Source organism: Acinetobacter higginsii, assembly GCF_000369525.1.
GTDB lineage: Bacteria > Pseudomonadota > Gammaproteobacteria > Pseudomonadales > Moraxellaceae > Acinetobacter > Acinetobacter higginsii.
Map to the genome: position 1 here is coordinate 58239 of NZ_KB850072.1, position 18130 is coordinate 76368.

An 18130-nucleotide genomic window follows, 5' to 3' on the forward strand; every position below is an offset into this window, starting at 1 on the left:
GATGAAGAGAATAACTAAACATGAAAAAAGAATTTGTAATCCCTTACCTAAGTATCGCTGTGTTGTATTGGTTCAGTCTGCTATGGCGTATTGAGGACAGTGGTCCACTTGCAGCCTATCTATTGGGTCGTGCCCTGATGTGGCCGTTCCAATTATTGAAATTTATTTTTTGATTAAAGCCTTAACTTGCCCAAGAGTGAAAAAATAATGATGGACTTTAATCAATTTAAACAACAGTTTCCGCAGTTGGATTTATTACAGGCTGATCCTGCTATTTTCTTAGCACCCCAAATTCCCATGAATAAGATTCTGGGAGCAATGAGTTATTTGCCTCCCCAAACCAAAACTGAACAGGTATTGATCTTGGTGGATGAAACGGTATTTGGTCATGGCAAGAATGGATTGTGTCTGACGACGCAAGGGATCTATTTCAGGGAAGCCTTTGCCAATGCAAATACCTATCCAATGAAAGCAATCACTTCGGTGGGTTATTCGATGGGGATGCTTAGTAAACAGTTAGTGATCAATGGCACAGTTAAAGTGACCTTGGCTCAGCCTGAGAAAGCTGGGCTACGGCTATTGGCAGATTTCCTAAACCAATATTGTGCGCTTCATAAAACACAGACTGACTCATTGTCATCAGCATCCATACAGCAACAAAGCCAACCCACAACGATCCCAAACCTACAACCGATCATCAAACTGTATGCTTATTTATTACTGGGGTGGAGAGGTGAGTGGAGCAATCAGGTGAGGGCATTGATGCAACAGTTATTTGACCGTGAATTTGTTAATCCAGTGGATCAGGCATTTCTAGAACAGTTGATGCAACAAGATCAGCAGTTTGATTTTTTTGACCTCCTTGATGAAGTCACTGCGATTCAAAACAGCCTGCCACCCCAACTATGTCACAGCCTGCTTGAGGAAGTGCTAGTGTTGATGGAAAAAAGGAACTTTGAAATTGAAACAGCACGGGACCATTTCTTTCAGATCAGTACCGCTTTAAATGTTGATCAAGCAACTGCTACAAGCATTCTTGCACAATTCCCAGCATTTATAGCAGGGAATACTTAATCAGAATAAAGAAATTTCAAATACATATTACCTATGTGAAGACCCAGCACCCAGCCAAGACACAAGCTGACTTGGTGCTGTTTTAACATTCAAGAAGGTAAACCGAATAAAGGAAAAATAATTGTGAAACGATTAATGAAATTGATACTACCTACATTAATTACCCTGCCGCTGATGCTGACTGGATGTGGTTCAGGTTTTAACCCCGATCGTATGGAAGTCAACCTCAATACGGAATACAGCCAAGGAGGATTGTATGACCGTACCTATGTGATTCTAACCTTACGTTCACTGGACTCTGAGCCAATCACACTAAACAAGGTCGATGTAAACAATGGGCGCTGTAGTTATACAGGCAGATACAATGATCCAATCAAGCTGCCTGCCTATTTCCAAATTGGACAATCCCTACAGCTTTACTTGCGATGTTCCTACGATGCTGTAGTGAAGGTTGATATTGAGACTGATCAAGGTGCAGCAAGCTATAGCTTTAAATAAGCAGGCTCAAACCAAAATATAGACTTACCCAACACGCGACAAAGACCATGCCCAATATGGGCATGGTTTTTTTATGCCTGCAAATCTCAAGATTCGGATATCAAAATCAATATTCACCTCCACTGACAGGACTTTCGTGATGAGTACCGTACATTGTCCTTATTGCCATTCAGAACAGGTGATTCTTAGAGAATCTCAATCGAATGGTCCACAGTATTTTGAAAAAATCCTAGACGCATTTTCCCCGCCTGCGATGGCTGCACTGGGTATCAAACTGGCAAAAGAAGCAGGTATCCCTCCGTATATCGGTGGGCTGATTGGGGTGGTGGTCGGTGGAACACTGATCATGGTCAGCCAACATTATTTCTATCGCCATTATAAATCCGCTCAACATTATCACTGTCTGCAATGCGGACAGGACTTTGCTGTAGCTGCTTAAGCTTCATTACTCAATTATTGATTTATACAACCTGACTTCACTCAATTTTATTTTTAAACAACTTCACTTTTATAGAGGAATTATTTCTATGGCACATTTAGTTGAAACCATGGCATTTGTAGGACAAACCCCTTGGCATGGCTTAGGTAATCAACTCACACCAAACCAACCGATTGAGGTCTGGGCAAAACAGGCAGGCATGGACTGGCGGATTGAATCCTCGGATGTCAGTTATATGGCTGAAAACCATAAACAACAAAGCCTGATCTTGCCGTACCAAGAGCAACGGGTCTTATATCGCTCAGACACGCATGAACCTTTATCAGTGGTGAGTCAGCGCTTTCAGGAAGTACAACCCATGGAGATCCTACACTTCTACAAAGACTTGACTGAACAATCGGGCTTTGAACTGGAAACCGCAGGGGTACTGAAAGGTGGGAAGAAATTCTGGGCACTCGCTAAAACAGGACAAACATCTGCCTTAAAAGGAAAGGATGTGAGTAATGGCTATATTTTATTGGCAACAGCCTGTGATGGCACATTGGCAACGACAGCTCAATTCACATCTATTCGAGTAGTGTGTAACAACACTCTAGCCATTGCCCTCAAAGGGCAAAACACCAGTGCAGGTGTAGTTAAAGTTCCGCATAGCACCAAGTTCGATGCCGAGAAAGTTAAACAGCAACTCGGTATTTCGGTTCGTGCGTGGGATGAACATATGTATGAAATGAAGCAACTGAGTCAACGTAAAGTCACCCAGCAGGAAGCAGCAGCCTACTTTGATGCAGTGTTTAATAACACCAACTTGAGTATGGCTGAACAGGATGAAAGCATTATTCAGTTCTATCGCAATGCAGCCATGCCAAATCAAACAAGCTCAACCAAAGCCGACAATAAAACTGAACCGAATGGACGTGCGATGTCGAAAGTCATGACCATGTTTAACGGGCATGGACGTGGTGCTGAACTGAGTTCAGCGAAAGATACGGCGTATGGTTTATTGTGCGCAATTACGGAATTCACTGACCATGAACGTCGAGCGATGAGTACTGACCATCGACTCGATTCTGCATGGTTTGGCGCTGGGGCAGCGATCAAACAGCGCGGTTTAGAACAAGCACTTCGAATGATTGCCTAAATTCAGTTTCAGTTAAGTCTTCTACATTAGCCTAAGCATACGGTAACACCATACAAGTACAGCAGTACCCTTTGCCACATTTCCAGATGTGGCTTTTTTTATGCATAGATTTTGGTTCTGAGCTGAAATAATTTTCAATTCTTGATTGAAAAAATGAATTTTTGCTCAATCATAAAGGAAATAGCTGAGCGACAGCAGGAACTAAAATCACTATGCAGTATTCTAAAAATCTCTTTATCCAGCAAATTTCTGAGACAGAATTTGTGTTACAAGTAAACGATAGTAAATTAGCTGAAGAGCTAGAGCTGCGTTTACCTAATATCTTCGGGCGCTATATATCAGAGCCTAAATCCATCAGTAATGGTCAGGAATTGGAATATCACTTTAGTATTTCAGGCGTGGATTTAAACAGTTTTCAAAGACATTTAACTACTTTAACTCCTGAATTGCTTGATAGTTTATCGAGTCATTAAGCTCAACTATTGAGATTTTTTAAGATAAATCTTTATTGATTTGAAAAGACCACATCACGCGATGTGGTTTTTTTATGCCCAAAATTTAGTTTTTACGATTTTACCCATACAGGAATATTTCTAATGAATAGCAATACTCAAATTCAAAACACATTAAACCATCCACCGCTACAGCCGTATTCACCAAACCTGAATCCAACCACCCAAAACTCACTGACTCAACAGGTTGAAGTCGGAACTCGAACCAAACGAGACCGACTGAATACGCAGCCACGAAAAACTAAAGCTCCAGTAGCAAAACGTCTCGCCAATACCAAGCAGATGAATTACCAGCAATGGCTAGAGGTTAGAAAACAAGGTATTGGCAGTAGCGATGCAGCAACTGCCTGTGGACTTAATCCGTATATGTCGATGCTGGAATTATGGATGATCAAGACAGGGCAGATGCAGCAAAACATTGAAGACGAAAGTGCAGGCTATGCACCTTTGTACTGGGGCAAGCAGCTTGAGCCTTTGGTGGCACAGTACTACAGCATGCACACTAACCATAAAGTACGTCGAGTCAATGCAGTACTGCAACACCCTGATGAAGACAAACATTTTATGCTTGCCAATTTGGACTATGCCGTGGTTGGTAATGGTGAAGTTCAAATATTAGAGTGTAAAACAGTAGGTGAGTACGGTTCAAAACTGTGGCGAGATGGCGTACCACTGTATGTACTGTGCCAAGTGCAACATCAGTTAGCCGTGACAGGAAAACAGGCAGCACATATATGTGCTTTGATCTGTGGGCATGAAACTAAAATCTATAAAGTGACACGTAATGAAACCGTGATTCAGCACATTATCAATGCCGAACGCCACTTTTGGCAATGTGTGGAAACAGGTATTCCACCCAGTGTAGATGCCTCTGATTCAGCAGCCAAAGCCTTGCAACAGCTTTACCCAGAACAGATTCCATTAACAGTGGAAGACCTGACTCAAAATGAACAAGCCAATTACCTATTTAATCAGTTGCTTGAAGAGAGGTATAAGGTTGAGCAGCATCAACAGTATTTTGATGAACTCAAACATCAATTACAAATGATGATGAAAGAGGCAGAACGAGCAGTGTTTACAGGGGGATCAGTGACATGGAAGAAATCACAAGACTCAATCAGCCTAGACAGTAAATCCTTACTGAAACAACATCCTGAATATCTCCAGCAGTTTCCACAGACCAAAGCAGGAACACGAAGATTTCAGATTTATCCGAATGGTGGATAACGAATACCTCCAACCAAACCGATCCCATACCCTAATAGGTATGGGATTTTTTTTATGTCTAATTTTTATTTAAAGGAAATGACCATGATTAAAGGTTTAGCAATTACCCCACCTGTTTTGGGTCGTATCAGCATAGGCAAGATTGTAGAAAAGAATGGCAAACGTCTGCCTGAAAAAGATGACCAATTTACCATTACCAGCCAAATTCAAGGAAAAGACGGATGGATTAAGCATCCACTGGATGAACAACTACGAGCTAAAGCACAAAACCAAAAACTCAGAACCATACCTGTACGGATGATCTTCAATGATCCTGATCTCAACTTAAGAGCAGAGTACAGCCTATTTGACCGCCAAACTGGACGTTTAATTTGCTCAGGCAACGGTGAAAGCTGTCAGCGACTTGGACAACATGGGATTGAGCAACATCCATGTCCATCTCCAGATTTATGCCCATTGGCACAAGGTGGATTGTGCAAGCCCTACGGACGACTTTACGTCAATCTGGATGAATCGGATGAGTTTGGCACATTCATCTTTAGAACCACAGGCTTTAACAGTATCCGCACTTTGGCGGCACGGTTGCGTTATTACCATGCCGCATCGGGTGATTTGCTTTCGTGCCTGCCATTGCAACTCACTTTACGAGGCAAGAGCACCACGCAAAGCTATCGCACGCCGATCTACTACGTGGATTTAACCTTAAGGGATGGCATAAACCTGAAAGATGCAATTAGCTCAGCCAAACAGATAGATGAGCAAAGTAAGGCAGCAGGGTTTTATCAGGAAGCTTTAGATCATGTGGCACGGCAGGGCTATGGCAATGCCAGTTTTGAGGTGGGTGGTGAAGAGGGCTTGGATATTGTTGAGGAGTTTTATACGGATGAAACGAAGCCAGAGCAGCATCAACAATCTTATGATCTCACTCATGTTCAGGATATTCAGAAAGGGTTGCAGCAGTCGGTGCAGGCTTTGAATTGAAATGAATTTAATTAGAAAAGAGTACTCGTACTCTTTTTTTGCAGATTTTGGTCTGTAGATAAGAAGATATTCACTTCTAGAATATCTGAGAGATGGATTTACTTTAATAACGCTTTTTAGTATTTTGTTAGCAAATCAGAAGTATGTCCATCGTCATGCGTTCAAGTAGGTTGTCTAAGCTTATACTCGCATTTATCCTGTTTTTGTTTACGATAACAATTACGGGAGTTCATGCGTGGGCACCTGTTTTACTTGAAAATATTGAACACCAACATGAATTAAGTATTGTTGTGGAAGATGATGCATCAAGTCATTGGTCTTTGCAGCACTCAGGTGATTCTTTTACAAGTATGACTGATCATGATGTAGAAACACACACTTGGAAGAATTTTGATGAGCCAATCTACCATCACTCGGTGAAGCCTATTTCTTCTGATAGTGATCTAAGCATAGACCCTGTGTTTATTCTAAGTTTTATCACTGCTCTTATTTTTCTGTTCCTAAAGTTATCTGAACATCAGATTCGGGTATTTGACTTTAGAAAAAGAATATTTATTTTACGTAATTCTTATACCTATACAAAAGCTCTTATTGTTCTAAGAAATTGATTTTTATATACAAAAAATAATTATTCATTTTTTTGTATAGGTAAAGTCATGTCTAAAATTTATCAGCTATTCCTTAGCTGTGGTTTTGTAGTAACGGCAGCAAACGCATTTGCGGAAACGAATTATGCTGAACTACAAAAGCAGGTTATCGCAAGTGATGCTGTACTCAATAGCCTACAGCAGTCCGAGCAAGCTTATGAAATCAACCAAAAGTTTGCTGGCAGATTAAATAATCCTACTTTCAATGTGGAGTTGGATAATCTTGGTAATTCCAAATTGAAGGGTTTGGATGGCTCAACAACCTTGTTAGGGTTGTCACAAGAGATTCCTCTTAGTAATAAACTCTCCTTGAGAAAGCAAATTGCGAGTTTTCAAGGTGATCGTAATCAGTTCGAAATAGCAAAGCGTCAGGCTGAACTCAAAGCAGATTTAAGAATCTGTATGGCGAACTGGTATGTGGCAACTCAACGTGCTGAAGTTTATTCAACAGAAAGCAAGTTTAATGCAAGACAAGCCAATGTTCTTTCGGAAAGGCTCAAGTTTGGGCGAGTCATTCCTTCGGATGCTCAGCTCAGTGCAGCACTTTCATCTGAATCAAAACTACGTTATCAAAATGAAGTGAAAAAGGGGCAGTTTCAGAAGAATCTGTGCTCTAAGTTCACATCGAATCTACCAAGTAACGCTTTAGAAGTTCCTCTAAGTTTTAATTTCACAGACAAAATTAGTTTGGCTGAGCAAGAAGCGTTTCTGAGTTCAAAATTGAAAAAGACACAATTTGAACTCGCTCGTAAAGAAGCAATACCTGATATCACTTTGGGTGTTGGGGTCAAAAACTATCAAGAAACCAATGACAAGGTATTCCAAGTTTCAACCTCAATACCACTCAATATCTTCAACCGAAATAAAGGCAATATTGCGATTGCCCAAGCGGAACAGATGAAAGCTGAAACGCAGTCTGTATGGGTTAGCCGTAATTCTAAAATTGAACTGGAAAACAAGTCCATTGAGGTTTCTAACTTAATCGATGTGATCCACCAATATGATCAAACCGTTTTGCCCGCAACCAATGAAAGTCTTCGCATTGCAGAGATGGGATACCAAGCAGGGAAAAACTCGTTACTTGAGTTCAATAGCATTAAGCAAATTTGGTTAGACAAACATCTTGCTCGATTCGATTTGTGGTTGGCTTTGCAGACAGAAATTGCAGAAGTCGAGCGCAACTACATTACTCATTTAGATCAAGAATAAGGGCAAGAATATGAATAAACCAACCAATACTTTAATGGCTACGGGCATTATTGCCTTGCTTGTCGTGTTATGTGCTGTGGCATGGTACAAGACAGGTCAAAAGACTCAGTCTTCTTCAGCACATGGGGAAGCAACAGAAGTAAAAGTTGCAGTAGCAGGTGACGAGAAAGGACCTCATGGTGGACGTTTATATCGTGATGGCGATTTCTCAGCGGAAGTGAAAATCTTTGAGCAGGGCGTAGAACCACATCTCCGTGTTTATGGGTATTTCAAAGATAAACCGCTTAAACCTGAAGCATTAACGGCAAATGTCTACATCAAACGTTTGGATGCAGAGCAAAATATTCAATTTAAACCAGAGAGTGATTACTTGATCGGTAATGAAATTGTCTATGAACCACATTCATTTTTAATGATTGTCAACGTTGATTATCAAGGTAAAAAACATACGTGGAAATGGGACACCAAAGAAGGTCGTGTCACCATGTTGGACAGTAGTATCAAGAGCAGTGGTTTAGAGCTCCTAAAAGTTGAATCCATGATGTTTGAAAATGCTTTAGAGTTAAAGGGAGAATTGAAGTTCCCTGATAATTTTGAAAGTTTTATCACACCGAAAGCAAGTGGAACACTCATCAAAACATATCGCACGATTGGCGATAAAGTAAGTCAAGGTGATTTATTAGCTACAGTACAAAGCCAAGACTTGATCCGCTTAAATGCTGAGCGTTCTATTGCAGTAGATAATTTGCAATTTGCACGTAAAAAGATGGAGCAAGAGCGAACGTTATTTCAAAAACGAGTATCGCCTGAAATTGACTACATTAATGCAAAGCGTGAATTTGATAATGCTCAGATTCGTGCCAATGAACTGAACAATTTAATCAGCTCTTATGGTGGTTCAGGCAACGGTACAATTGAAGTTCGGGCTGCGATGTCTGGCACAGTCTTACAAGTGCTAGGGGCAGTTGGATCAAATGTCACACCAGCTTCGCCAATATTTAAAATTGCCAATACATCTCAGTTACTTGCAGTAGTCAATGTTCCTGCGGATAAGCTGAATACAATTAACCCGAATGCTAAGGTGACTGTAAAACCTCAAATTCAATCAGGCACAGAAGAAGCATTGGGGACGATCAAATACATCAGTGATATCATTGATCCAAAAACACGTACTGCTCAAGTCTTTGTTGAAATTGCCAACCAATTTAAATGGCGTTCAGGTCAATTGATCACCGCACATATTTTTGAAAATCAAAGCTTGAAGCCTATGGTGGTTCGTGAAGATGCTTTACAAAACTTCCGTGATTGGGATGTGGTGTTCATTCGTGTAGGCAATGATTTTGAAGCACGTCCATTAGAGTTGGGTGAAAAATATAACGGGTTTGTTGAAGTTAAGTCAGGCTTAAAAGCAGGTCAGGTTTATGCGGCAGGCAATTCTTATTTATTAAAAGCAGAGCTAGGTAAATCTGGCGCTACTCATGATCATTAAGGGGTAGTACTATGTTTGACCAAATTGTTAAGCTTTCGATTAAGAATCGTTGGCTTGTACTGATCGTCTTCCTATTCGTAGCTGCATTGGGTGTTTATAACTATTTTAAACTACCTATTGATGCTGTTCCTGATATCACAAATGTACAAGTCCAAATCAACAGTGAAGCACAAGGCTTGTCTCCTATGGAGATGGAGTCACAAGTCACTTACCCGATTGAAACAGCTTTGGCAGGTATCCCTAATCTTGAATATACACGTTCTGTGTCGAGATACGGTTTATCTCAGGTCACGGCGATATTCAAGGAGGGGACGGACATCTATTTTGCCCGTCAAATTGTCAATGAAAAATTGCAAGGCGTGACACCAACACTACCAAGCGGCATATCGACTTCAATGGGACCTGTTTCTACAGGGCTTGGCGAGATCTTCATGTATACAGTTGAGAATGCCAAGAATAGTCTAAACCCACTTTCACCCACTGAATTAAGAACCTTGCAAGATTGGGTCATTAAACCTCAGCTTCGAAATGTAGAGGGTGTGAATGAAATCAATACTATTGGTGGCTATCTAAAACAATTTGTTGTTCAACCTGATTATGCTTATTTGCGTAGTATAGGGCTGGATCAGAAAGCTATTTTAGAGGCGATCTCTAAGAACAGCATGAACAAAGGTTCAGGGTACATTGAGAAAAATGGTGAGCAGTATTTAATCCGTTCTGATTCTCAAATTAACTCGATTGAACAAATCCAAAATATTCCGATCACGACGAGCAATGGTTATATCCTCAGATTGAAAGACGTTGCAAAAATATCGATTGGTCATGAATTACGGACAGGTGCTGCGACCAAAGATGGGCAAGAAATTGTACTGGGTACAGCGTTCATGCTTATTGGCGAAAACTCTCGAAATGTTGCTCATGCTGTAGATCAAAAGCTACAACAGGTTCAAAAGTCGCTACCTGAAGGTGTTGAAGCGAAAGCAGTCTACAACCGAACAACTTTAGTTGATGCAACGATTCAGACAGTGAAGAAGAATTTACTTGAAGGTGCAATTCTGGTCATTGTGGTACTTTTTCTTTTTCTTGGACATTTCCGAGCAGCCTTGATTACGGCGATGGTGATTCCATTATCCATGTTGATGACAATTACAGGCATGGTTAACCAAAAGATCAGTGCCAATTTAATGAGTTTAGGTGCACTCGATTTCGGAATTATTGTTGATGGTGCGGTGGTTATTGTCGAGGCATCTCTCGCTAAATTAGCCATGAAGCAAAAAGAGTTAGGACGTATTCTGACTCAAAAAGAACGTTTTACGACTGTGTTTGAAGCAACAAAGGAATCTCGAAAAGCGATTCTTTATGGTCAATTGATCATTATTTTGGTTTATCTGCCTGTGATGACTTTGACTGGTGTTGAAGGCAAGATGTTTACACCAATGGCTGCAACGGTAGTTATGGCTTTAGTTGGTGCAATGATTCTGTCAATTACGTTTGTCCCTGCAATGGTGGCATTAGTTACTACAGGTGAAATTAAAGAAGAAGAGTCAAAGATTGTTCATTTTATTAAGAAATTGTATAGCCCAATTTTAGATTGGTCTTTAAATCACAGATATTTACTGATCGCCTTTGTCTCAATATTCTTTATATTCAGTGCAAGTCTTTCAACTCGTTTAGGTTCAGAATTTATACCTTCTTTAGATGAGGGGGATGTGGCATTACATGCTTTGCGTATCCCAGGTACTTCATTAACTCAAGCCGTTGAAATGCAATACACGCTTGAAAAAGAAATTGTGAAAATTTCTGAAGTTCAGACCATGTTTGCCAAAGTTGGAACAGCAGAAATCGCCACTGACCCAGTTCCACCCAATGTGGCTGATAACTTTGTCATGTTGAAGCCACGTAGCGAGTGGCCAAATCCAAAGAAACCAAAAGCGGAAGTCGTTGCAGATATTGAACGAGTAGCTAAAGGTGTTTATGGAAATAATTACGAGTTCACTCAGCCGATTCAAATGCGCTTTAACGAACTTATTTCAGGTGTCCGTACCGATGTTGCTGTGAAAATATATGGTGATGATCTAGGTCAACTACTTGAATCAGCAAACGCTGCCGCTAAAATTTTAGAGGGAGTGAATGGTACTGCTGACTTGAAAGTTGAACAGATGACGGGTTTACCCATGGTATCTGTCGAGCTGAAAAAAGACATGATTGCCAACTATGGGCTTGATGCTGAGGATGTACAGCAACAGGTTTCTAGCCTCATCACTGGTGAGACAGCAGGTAAGGTATTTGAAGGTGATCGAAAGTTCGATATTGTTGTTCGAATGGATCAAAACTCTGTCACAGACTTAGAAAAACTCTATCAAGTTCCTGTGAATCTGCCTGATGGTTCAAGTGTACTTTTATCAGAATTGATCGAGTTAAAAAATGTTCAAGGACCAAACCAAATTTCTCGTGAGAATGGTAAGCGTCGTATCGTCATCACAGCAAATGTCCGTGGTACAGATATTGGTAGTTACATTGCAGAAGCACAATCTAAGCTGAATGCAGATTTTAAATTACCAGAAGGCTACTGGCTGACTTGGGGGGGTACATTTGAACAAATGGAGTCTGCATCGAATCGACTCATGGTTGTTGTTCCAATTGCTTTAATTCTGATCTTTGCCATGATCTACATGGCTTTAGGTAATGTTAGAAACAGTGTCTTGGTATTCACAGGCGTACCATTTGCATTAACAGGTGGTGTGATCGCTTTAGCTTTACGGGATATTCCATTCTCAATTTCTGCTGCCGTCGGCTTTATCGCATTGTCAGGTGTGGCTGTGCTGAATGGCTTAGTTCTTGTTTCTGCCATTCAAAGGCTTCGAGTGCAAGGGGAAAGTGTCATTGATGCGGTGAGACATGGTGCAATGGAACGACTTCGCCCTGTGTTGATTACAGCCTTAGTGGCTTCTCTAGGCTTTATCCCAATGGCTTTAAACGTAGGTATTGGTTCTGAAGTTCAACGTCCAATTGCAACTGTCGTTATTGGTGGGATTATTTCATCAACCTTACTGACTTTGATTATTTTGCCGACCTTATATGTGTGGTTTAACCAAGGTTGGTCAAGAAAATCAAACGATGCTACTGAACAGGTTGTTTAGGGGCATCTTTAATGACAAATATATTGCGAGATAAACAAAGCAAATTTGTGATGATGTGGCTAGTCTGCATGATCAGTCTCGCTTTATGTTTGCACTTTAATGAGCATGTAACTGAAAATGAATTTCAGAGACACGTTTCAATTGACGCAATTCATTCTCATCATCATGAGGTCAGCCAACAACATTCACATGGTCATCAGGATAACTACTATGAACATTTTGTTGGTTATGACGTACTTAAATCGATTGCTTTAGCTCATCTATTAAAGGGGATATCGATTCTAGATTGGTGTAAAGAATATGTTTTTTTGATGATAAGCCGTATTTTTAAACCGCCCAAAAAGTGAATGGATTTTCAATTCATTTTAAATTTTGGAGTTTGATATACATGCAAATTATTGATTCACACATTGTGAAATTAAGTGCTTACATAAAGCGATTACTTACTTTATTCATTACATTGGCAAGTCCTACACTTTTTGCTCATGGTGTAGCAGAAGGTGATAAGGGCTACATTCAAGAAATTTATGGCGTTCATGTGATTCCATTCATCTATTTGGGTGCTAAGCATATGGTCACTGGATATGACCATTTATTATTTCTTGTTGGCATTATCTTCTTTTTATATCGAATGAAAGATATCGGCTTGTACGTCAGCCTATTTGCACTTGGGCATTCGATTACCATGCTCGTGGGTGTTTATTACAATATCTCGATAAATGCTTACATCATTGATGCAATCATTGGTTTTTCAATTGTTTATAAGGCTCTTGATAACTTGGGGGCTTATCAGCGTTGGTTTGGTTTTCAACCAAACACGAAAGTAGCGACTTTAATTTTTGGTCTGATTCATGGTTTTGGACTCGCAGTAAAAATTCAGGAGTATGAAGTTCCGAGTGATGGACTGTTGGCAAATTTAATCTCATTCAATATTGGGGTTGAATTAGGTCAGTTTATGGCTCTGTGCATCATCATGTTATTGATGACGTTTTGGAGAAAGACATCGTATTTCTTTAAAACAGCCTATCAAAGCAATGTCTTCCTCATGTTCCTCGGTTTTTTACTTGTTGGCTATCAACTTACTGGCTTCATTACTCAATAAGGATCTAAATTATGTATAACGCTGAAATTCCAAAAGATATCGAATTACCTTCATCAAGAAAGTTAATTAAATCAACAGCGATAGCTGCCGTTAGTGCTGTGGTCGTGTTGGTTACCTGTGTCATGCCTGCGGAGTATGCGATTGATCCGACGGGTATAGGTAAAGTGCTTGGCTTAACGAAAATGGGTGAAATCAAACAATCACTCGCTCAAGAATCAGTGAATGGTCTCAATGCTCAACAGGTAGTGAATAGTGCTGAAGAAATGTCAGTAGAAACTCCGACTCAAACGGCAATTGATACTGTTCAGATGACCATGCCTGCGATTAATAAAGAGAGCATTAGTATTGAGTTAAAACCTGGGCAGGCAACAGAGGTAAAACTAACAATGCCACAAAGTGCAAGTGTCAACTTTGATTGGAAAGCTGTAGGAGGTGGTCTTAACTATGATACTCATGGTGATCCCGTAAATGCCCCTAAAGGGTTCTATCATGGCTATGGAAAAGGCAAGAATGAGACAACTCAACAAGGTGTCTTAAAAGCAGCTTTTGATGGTAAACATGGTTGGTTCTGGCGTAACCGTACAGAAAATCCAGTGACTGTAACTCTACTTGTAGAAGGACAGTTTAGTGAAATGAAGAAAGTCTTTTAAGCTTTAATCAATCTCCTTGGAATAGTCTTCCAAGGAGATTTAATCGTTATAGATGTCAGATTCTAAAAAGGAATCCATAAAATGCTAGAAGTACTAAAAAATACCACATATCGGCATTTGTTCTTGGCCCAAGTGATTGCACTCATTGGAACAGGGTTAATCACGATCGCCCTAGCTTTACAGGCATACGATATTGCCAAGGGAGAAGCTGCTCAAGTTCTTGGTATTGCTTTGGCAATTAAGATGATTGCTTATATCGGTGTAGCACCTATAGCATCAGCATTTGCAGAGCGCTTACCAAGAAAACAGGTATTGGTTGGATTAGATATTATCCGAGCATTAACAGCTTTGTGCCTACCATTTGTGACACAAATCTGGCAAATCTATATTCTCATTTTTATTCTGCAATCTGCATCTGCTGCATTTACGCCAACATTTCAGGCAATGATTCCAGATGTTCTGCCTGAAGAAAAAGACTATACCAATGCTTTGTCATTGTCTCGACTAGCCTATGATTTAGAAAACATTATCAGCCCAATGTTGGCAGGTTTCTTACTCACTGTCATGAGCTACCATAATCTGTTTTTAGGAACAGTATTAGGTTTTATCGGTTCTGCTTTGTTTGTGGTAAGTGCAAAATTACCAGTCGCCAAAGTGCCTGAGTTTAGAGGTGTTTATAGCCGTATAAAGCAGGGAGCTAAAATTTATTTTAATACGCCGAGACTTAAGGCGTTGCTTGCTTTAAATTTAGCTATTGCTTCGGCGAGTGCTGTTGTGATTGTAAATACTGTTGTATTGGTTCAATCGACATTTAAACTTACCGAAAATGCAACGACATGGGCATTTGGTCTTTTTGGACTTGGGTCAATGTTATCTGCTTTTGTTTTACCAAAGATATTGGATAAATTTCCTGATAGATCAGTCATGTTGACGGGAACAACAATTCTTGTCATTGGACTATTCAGTGGTTCTTTGATTGCATCTTATAATGGTTTGTTAGCACTTTGGTTTGTCCTTGGTATTGGATATTCAGTTTCACAAACACCTACAGGTCGCTTGATTCGTAAGTCTGCATCAAGTGAGAATAGAACATCATTGTTTGCCGCCCAATTTGCTTTCTCTCATGCTTGTTGGCTGATCACTTATCCATTGGTTGGATGGTTGAGTACGAATATAGGCACATTACAGACTTTTATTCCGATGGCTGTTATTGCGATTATTGCTCTCATTCTTGCATTATGCTTATGGACAACTAAAGATGAAGATTTTCTAGCACATAGCCATGATGATTTACCCGCAGACCACGAACATGTGATTCAGCATCAAATTAATGGTGTACATGTGCATGAGTATGTGATTGATGACCATCATCAAAAATGGCCTAAATAATTCTTTTCGACTAATGGCTTAGAAGTAAATCGTTTGTTTGTTGTACAATTTCAAACTTGTTTTATCGTTCAATAAAAAGGGAAACAATATGAAAAAACTAATCTTGGTATGTTTAATGGGGCTTGCGGTAACAAATGCTTTTGCTCATTCAGGTGGTACTGATTCTTCAGGATGCCACACGAATAGTAAAACAGGGGATCGTCACTGCCACTAATGGTATAAAAAAAGGAAGCTAAGCTTCCTTTTTTATTAAAAATTATAAGTTTACGCACCAATGTACAAAATCAAACCACAGAATGCCGAAGCTAAAATGACATACATGACTTTGACTTCAAAATGGAACAAGGCGATGAATGCTGCAATCGCAATAACCATTGCTTCATAGTTGAATGGATGATCGAATCCATTTGGCCATAAAACGTGGTAACTGAAGAAAAGTGCAAGATTTAAAATTACACCAACAACAGCGGCAGTGATTGCCGTCAAAGGTGCAGTAAATTTTAATTCATTGTGGGTTGATTCAATCACTGGAGCACCAGCTAGAATAAAAATGAAAGAAAACAGGAAAGTAAACCAAGTCACAATCACAGCACCCAACGCACCTGCCAAGAACAGATGATCATTGCCTAACAGAGCATGATTAAAGCCACCTAAGAATCCTACAAACGCAACAACCATGATCAGAGGACCTGGGGTGCTTTCTCCAAGGGCTAAACCATCGATCATTTGTGTTGGACTCAACCAACCATAAAAATTAACAGCACCTTGATAAACATAAGGTAATACTGCATAAGCACCACCAAATGTGAGCAAAGCAGCTTTTGTAAAGAACCAAGCCATTTGAGTATAAGCATGATCCCAACCAAGCGTTAAAACCAAACTGAAAATTGGGGCAAGCCATAGGATTGCTCCAATCAAAAGTATCTTAGCTAAATGTTTCCAACTAAATATGGCATGTTCTGGGGTAGGTGTATCATCATCAATTAATGCGGGACCATAATCTTTTTTACCTTGCTGATGTGAACCTCCGCCTGTAAAAACGCTTGGATATTTTTTACTTGCTAAATATCCAATGATCGCAGCCGTTAGAACGATTAAGGGGAATGGCAAGTTAAAGAAAAATATAGAGATGAATGCAAGCGCAGCGATTGCCCATAAAAACTTATTTTTCAACGATCGGCTACCAATCCGATATGTCGCATGAAAAACGATAGCAACAACAGCTGGTTTAATCCCATAAAAAAGACCTGCAATAATAGGAACATCACCAAATTTTACATAGACCCATGACAGACCAATCAGGATAAATAGAGAGGGTAATACAAAAAGGATTCCTGCAACTAATCCACCAACGGTTCTATGCATCAACCAACCGATATAGGTTGCTAATTGTTGTGCTTCAGGCCCAGGCAGTAACATGCAGTAGTTGAGAGCATGTAAAAAACGCTTTTCAGAAATCCAACGTTTTTGTTCAACGAGTTCTTGGTGCATAACAGCGATTTGCCCCGCTGGTCCACCAAAACTAATAAACCCCAATTTAAGCCAAAATAAGAAAGCTTGCCAAAAATGAACTGGCTGTGCTGGTTCTTCATGTACAGCGGCTTGTTCTTGTTCCATGATTATTCTCTTTATAGGTTGGCATATAAGCCATCGAAAATGTGATTTGATAAGGCAAATAGGTGGTCATCGTCACTTATCTGGCTTCTAATTCCTTGAATAACCTTTTCAATACCGATTGCTTCGGGAGGCTCAATTCCACCGACATCTAAGTAATGAACAATTTCAGCAATTTTCTTTAATGCAGGTGTTTCTAAATTAAAACTATGTAAAAGAACTTCGAAGGTCACCCAATGATTGACATGACTGAAAGTTGCACCATCAAAATCGAATCCTAATGCTGCTTCTGGGCAGTCACTTGGCATTTCTAACCAAATGAATGTTGGTGAGGTATCAATAAATGTCTTTATTAGCCATGCAGAGGCTAGACGATCAATCCAAGGTCTTTTACGTGTTGCCCAAATTCTGTTTTGATAACTAGCTTTATCTAGAAGTTGAATATGAGCTTGTATCGCTTGAGGCTCATTCACTTCACCAAGACGTGCAATTGAAAGTTCTAATGAAGATAGCTCATTTAAAACCTGTGCTTGAGTCTCATCGGGGTAGAAGTCAATTTCTACAAGCGCATCGATACTTTTTCTCAGTTTACGAACTTGCTTGAGTAGCTCTTTCTTTTCATCTTTAGTCTGTCGATCTCTTAACTCAGAAAGTTGTTTATAGAGAGTGTCGTATTCTTCTTTTCGATTGAAGAAAGGAGCAAGTTCAAGATTTAAGGGTTGCTCAGCATGAAACACATAAGCAGTTCCTTGTTCTGAAATAACATCATTAGCAATAGGGTCAAACTTTTCACTATGCGAAATAGGGAGTAAGTAGACCCCATCTCTTAGAATTGCTGCGCCACTTGCTTTGAGAGATCGCCAGACTCTCATACGAGTGGTTGTGTTCTGCGTAGGCAATGAGGATATGAGTAAGGATATTTTCATGTAATATACTCAACTTATTTGTTTAATATATTACATATAAAAAATTAAAGGGCAAATACAAAGAAGTGATTTCTTATATCAGAAGAAATATTAAA

The 18130-nt window shown here is 39.9% G+C and carries 19 protein-coding genes; 17 read left to right on the plus strand and 2 right to left on the minus strand.

Translation table 11 applies throughout. The annotated features are described in order from the left end of the window. The first annotated feature begins 20 nt into the window (after positions 1-20). The 17 genes from F902_RS22615 to F902_RS22435 all read left to right on the plus strand — a co-directional run bounded on the left by F902_RS22615 (position 21) and on the right by F902_RS22435 (position 15709). The gene (locus F902_RS22615) at positions 21-173 is read left to right on the plus strand and encodes a hypothetical protein (protein WP_005150496.1); all 153 of its coding nucleotides are present in this window, start codon (positions 21-23) and stop codon (positions 171-173) included. 34 nt (positions 174-207) lie between these two features. Then, entirely contained in the window at positions 208-1074 is an 867-nt protein-coding gene (locus F902_RS06280; RefSeq protein ID WP_005150497.1) for a hypothetical protein, read from the plus strand. A 135-nt stretch (positions 1075-1209) separates the two neighbouring features. Then, positions 1210-1572 carry a hypothetical protein gene (locus tag F902_RS06285; protein ID WP_016805083.1) on the plus strand — a complete coding sequence of 121 codons (363 nt, stop codon included), beginning with the start codon at positions 1210-1212 and terminating at the stop codon, positions 1570-1572. Between the two features lie 139 nt (positions 1573-1711). Then, on the plus strand, positions 1712-2011 hold the full coding sequence (locus F902_RS06290) for a hypothetical protein (RefSeq protein WP_005150504.1): 300 nt from the start codon (positions 1712-1714) through the stop codon (positions 2009-2011). An 88-nt stretch (positions 2012-2099) separates the two neighbouring features. Further along, positions 2100-3149, plus strand: a complete 1050-nt coding sequence (locus F902_RS06295; protein WP_005150506.1) for a DUF932 domain-containing protein — start codon at positions 2100-2102, stop codon at positions 3147-3149. Positions 3150-3361: 212 nt separating this feature from the next. Next, positions 3362-3622: a hypothetical protein gene (locus F902_RS06300; RefSeq protein ID WP_005150507.1), complete on the plus strand. Its 261-nt coding sequence runs from the start codon at positions 3362-3364 to the stop codon at positions 3620-3622. Positions 3623-3745: 123 nt separating this feature from the next. After that, a complete protein-coding gene (locus F902_RS06305; RefSeq protein ID WP_005150509.1) occupies positions 3746-4888 on the plus strand; it encodes a YqaJ viral recombinase family nuclease in 1143 nt (380 codons plus the stop codon). 84 nt (positions 4889-4972) lie between these two features. Beyond that, positions 4973-5869 carry a recombination directionality factor gene (locus tag F902_RS06310; protein ID WP_005202042.1) on the plus strand — a complete coding sequence of 299 codons (897 nt, stop codon included), beginning with the start codon at positions 4973-4975 and terminating at the stop codon, positions 5867-5869. Positions 5870-6024: 155 nt separating this feature from the next. Continuing rightward, positions 6025-6477, plus strand: a complete 453-nt coding sequence (locus tag F902_RS06315; RefSeq protein WP_005058242.1) for a hypothetical protein — start codon at positions 6025-6027, stop codon at positions 6475-6477. Between the two features lie 48 nt (positions 6478-6525). Continuing rightward, complete coding sequence (locus F902_RS06320) at positions 6526-7725, plus strand: TolC family protein (protein ID WP_005150543.1); 1200 nt, start codon at positions 6526-6528, stop codon at positions 7723-7725. A gap of 10 nt (positions 7726-7735) precedes the next feature. Continuing rightward, positions 7736-9214: an efflux RND transporter periplasmic adaptor subunit gene (locus tag F902_RS06325; protein WP_005058244.1), complete on the plus strand. Its 1479-nt coding sequence runs from the start codon at positions 7736-7738 to the stop codon at positions 9212-9214. Positions 9215-9225: 11 nt separating this feature from the next. Further along, the gene (locus tag F902_RS06330) at positions 9226-12354 is read left to right on the plus strand and encodes an efflux RND transporter permease subunit (protein WP_005058246.1); all 3129 of its coding nucleotides are present in this window, start codon (positions 9226-9228) and stop codon (positions 12352-12354) included. Positions 12355-12365: 11 nt separating this feature from the next. Beyond that, on the plus strand, positions 12366-12701 hold the full coding sequence (locus F902_RS06335) for a hypothetical protein (RefSeq protein WP_005058248.1): 336 nt from the start codon (positions 12366-12368) through the stop codon (positions 12699-12701). A 41-nt stretch (positions 12702-12742) separates the two neighbouring features. Further along, on the plus strand, positions 12743-13456 hold the full coding sequence (locus F902_RS06340) for a HupE/UreJ family protein (RefSeq protein WP_005058251.1): 714 nt from the start codon (positions 12743-12745) through the stop codon (positions 13454-13456). Positions 13457-13467: 11 nt separating this feature from the next. Further along, entirely contained in the window at positions 13468-14106 is a 639-nt protein-coding gene (locus F902_RS06345) for a hypothetical protein (protein ID WP_005058253.1), read from the plus strand. Positions 14107-14187: 81 nt separating this feature from the next. Next, a complete protein-coding gene (locus F902_RS06350) occupies positions 14188-15495 on the plus strand; it encodes an MFS transporter (RefSeq protein ID WP_005058254.1) in 1308 nt (435 codons plus the stop codon). A gap of 88 nt (positions 15496-15583) precedes the next feature. After that, positions 15584-15709 (plus strand): YHYH domain-containing protein, encoded by a 126-nt coding sequence (locus F902_RS22435; RefSeq protein WP_000733641.1) that lies wholly within the window; start codon positions 15584-15586, stop codon positions 15707-15709. A gap of 50 nt (positions 15710-15759) precedes the next feature. Here the strand turns inward: F902_RS22435 and chrA are convergent, their stop codons facing one another. Continuing rightward, positions 15760-17112 carry a chromate efflux transporter gene (gene chrA / locus F902_RS06355; RefSeq protein ID WP_005058256.1) on the minus strand — a complete coding sequence of 451 codons (1353 nt, stop codon included), beginning with the start codon at positions 17110-17112 and terminating at the stop codon, positions 15760-15762. Between the two features lie 11 nt (positions 17113-17123). After that, positions 17124-18035: a chromate resistance protein ChrB domain-containing protein gene (locus F902_RS06360; protein WP_005150545.1), complete on the minus strand. Its 912-nt coding sequence runs from the start codon at positions 18033-18035 to the stop codon at positions 17124-17126. Between the last annotated feature and the right edge of the window lie 95 nt (positions 18036-18130).

Bases quoted from the DNA above. Each gene is read 5' to 3' on its own strand.
- F902_RS22615 (WP_005150496.1), top strand. From the start codon at position 21: ATGAAAAAAGAATTTGTAATCCCTTACCTAAGTATCGCTGTGTTGTAT.
- F902_RS06280 (WP_005150497.1), top strand. From the start codon at position 208: ATGATGGACTTTAATCAATTTAAACAACAGTTTCCGCAGTTGGATTTA.
- F902_RS06285 (WP_016805083.1), top strand. From the start codon at position 1,210: ATGAAATTGATACTACCTACATTAATTACCCTGCCGCTGATGCTGACT.
- F902_RS06290 (WP_005150504.1), top strand. From the start codon at position 1,712: ATGAGTACCGTACATTGTCCTTATTGCCATTCAGAACAGGTGATTCTT.
- F902_RS06295 (WP_005150506.1), top strand. From the start codon at position 2,100: ATGGCACATTTAGTTGAAACCATGGCATTTGTAGGACAAACCCCTTGG.
- F902_RS06300 (WP_005150507.1), top strand. From the start codon at position 3,362: ATGCAGTATTCTAAAAATCTCTTTATCCAGCAAATTTCTGAGACAGAA.
- F902_RS06305 (WP_005150509.1), top strand. From the start codon at position 3,746: ATGAATAGCAATACTCAAATTCAAAACACATTAAACCATCCACCGCTA.
- F902_RS06310 (WP_005202042.1), top strand. From the start codon at position 4,973: ATGATTAAAGGTTTAGCAATTACCCCACCTGTTTTGGGTCGTATCAGC.
- F902_RS06315 (WP_005058242.1), top strand. From the start codon at position 6,025: ATGCGTTCAAGTAGGTTGTCTAAGCTTATACTCGCATTTATCCTGTTT.
- F902_RS06320 (WP_005150543.1), top strand. From the start codon at position 6,526: ATGTCTAAAATTTATCAGCTATTCCTTAGCTGTGGTTTTGTAGTAACG.
- F902_RS06325 (WP_005058244.1), top strand. From the start codon at position 7,736: ATGAATAAACCAACCAATACTTTAATGGCTACGGGCATTATTGCCTTG.
- F902_RS06330 (WP_005058246.1), top strand. From the start codon at position 9,226: ATGTTTGACCAAATTGTTAAGCTTTCGATTAAGAATCGTTGGCTTGTA.
- F902_RS06335 (WP_005058248.1), top strand. From the start codon at position 12,366: ATGACAAATATATTGCGAGATAAACAAAGCAAATTTGTGATGATGTGG.
- F902_RS06340 (WP_005058251.1), top strand. From the start codon at position 12,743: ATGCAAATTATTGATTCACACATTGTGAAATTAAGTGCTTACATAAAG.
- F902_RS06345 (WP_005058253.1), top strand. From the start codon at position 13,468: ATGTATAACGCTGAAATTCCAAAAGATATCGAATTACCTTCATCAAGA.
- F902_RS06350 (WP_005058254.1), top strand. From the start codon at position 14,188: ATGCTAGAAGTACTAAAAAATACCACATATCGGCATTTGTTCTTGGCC.
- F902_RS22435 (WP_000733641.1), top strand. From the start codon at position 15,584: ATGAAAAAACTAATCTTGGTATGTTTAATGGGGCTTGCGGTAACAAAT.
- chrA (WP_005058256.1), bottom strand. From the start codon at position 17,112: ATGGAACAAGAACAAGCCGCTGTACATGAAGAACCAGCACAGCCAGTT.
- F902_RS06360 (WP_005150545.1), bottom strand. From the start codon at position 18,035: ATGAAAATATCCTTACTCATATCCTCATTGCCTACGCAGAACACAACC.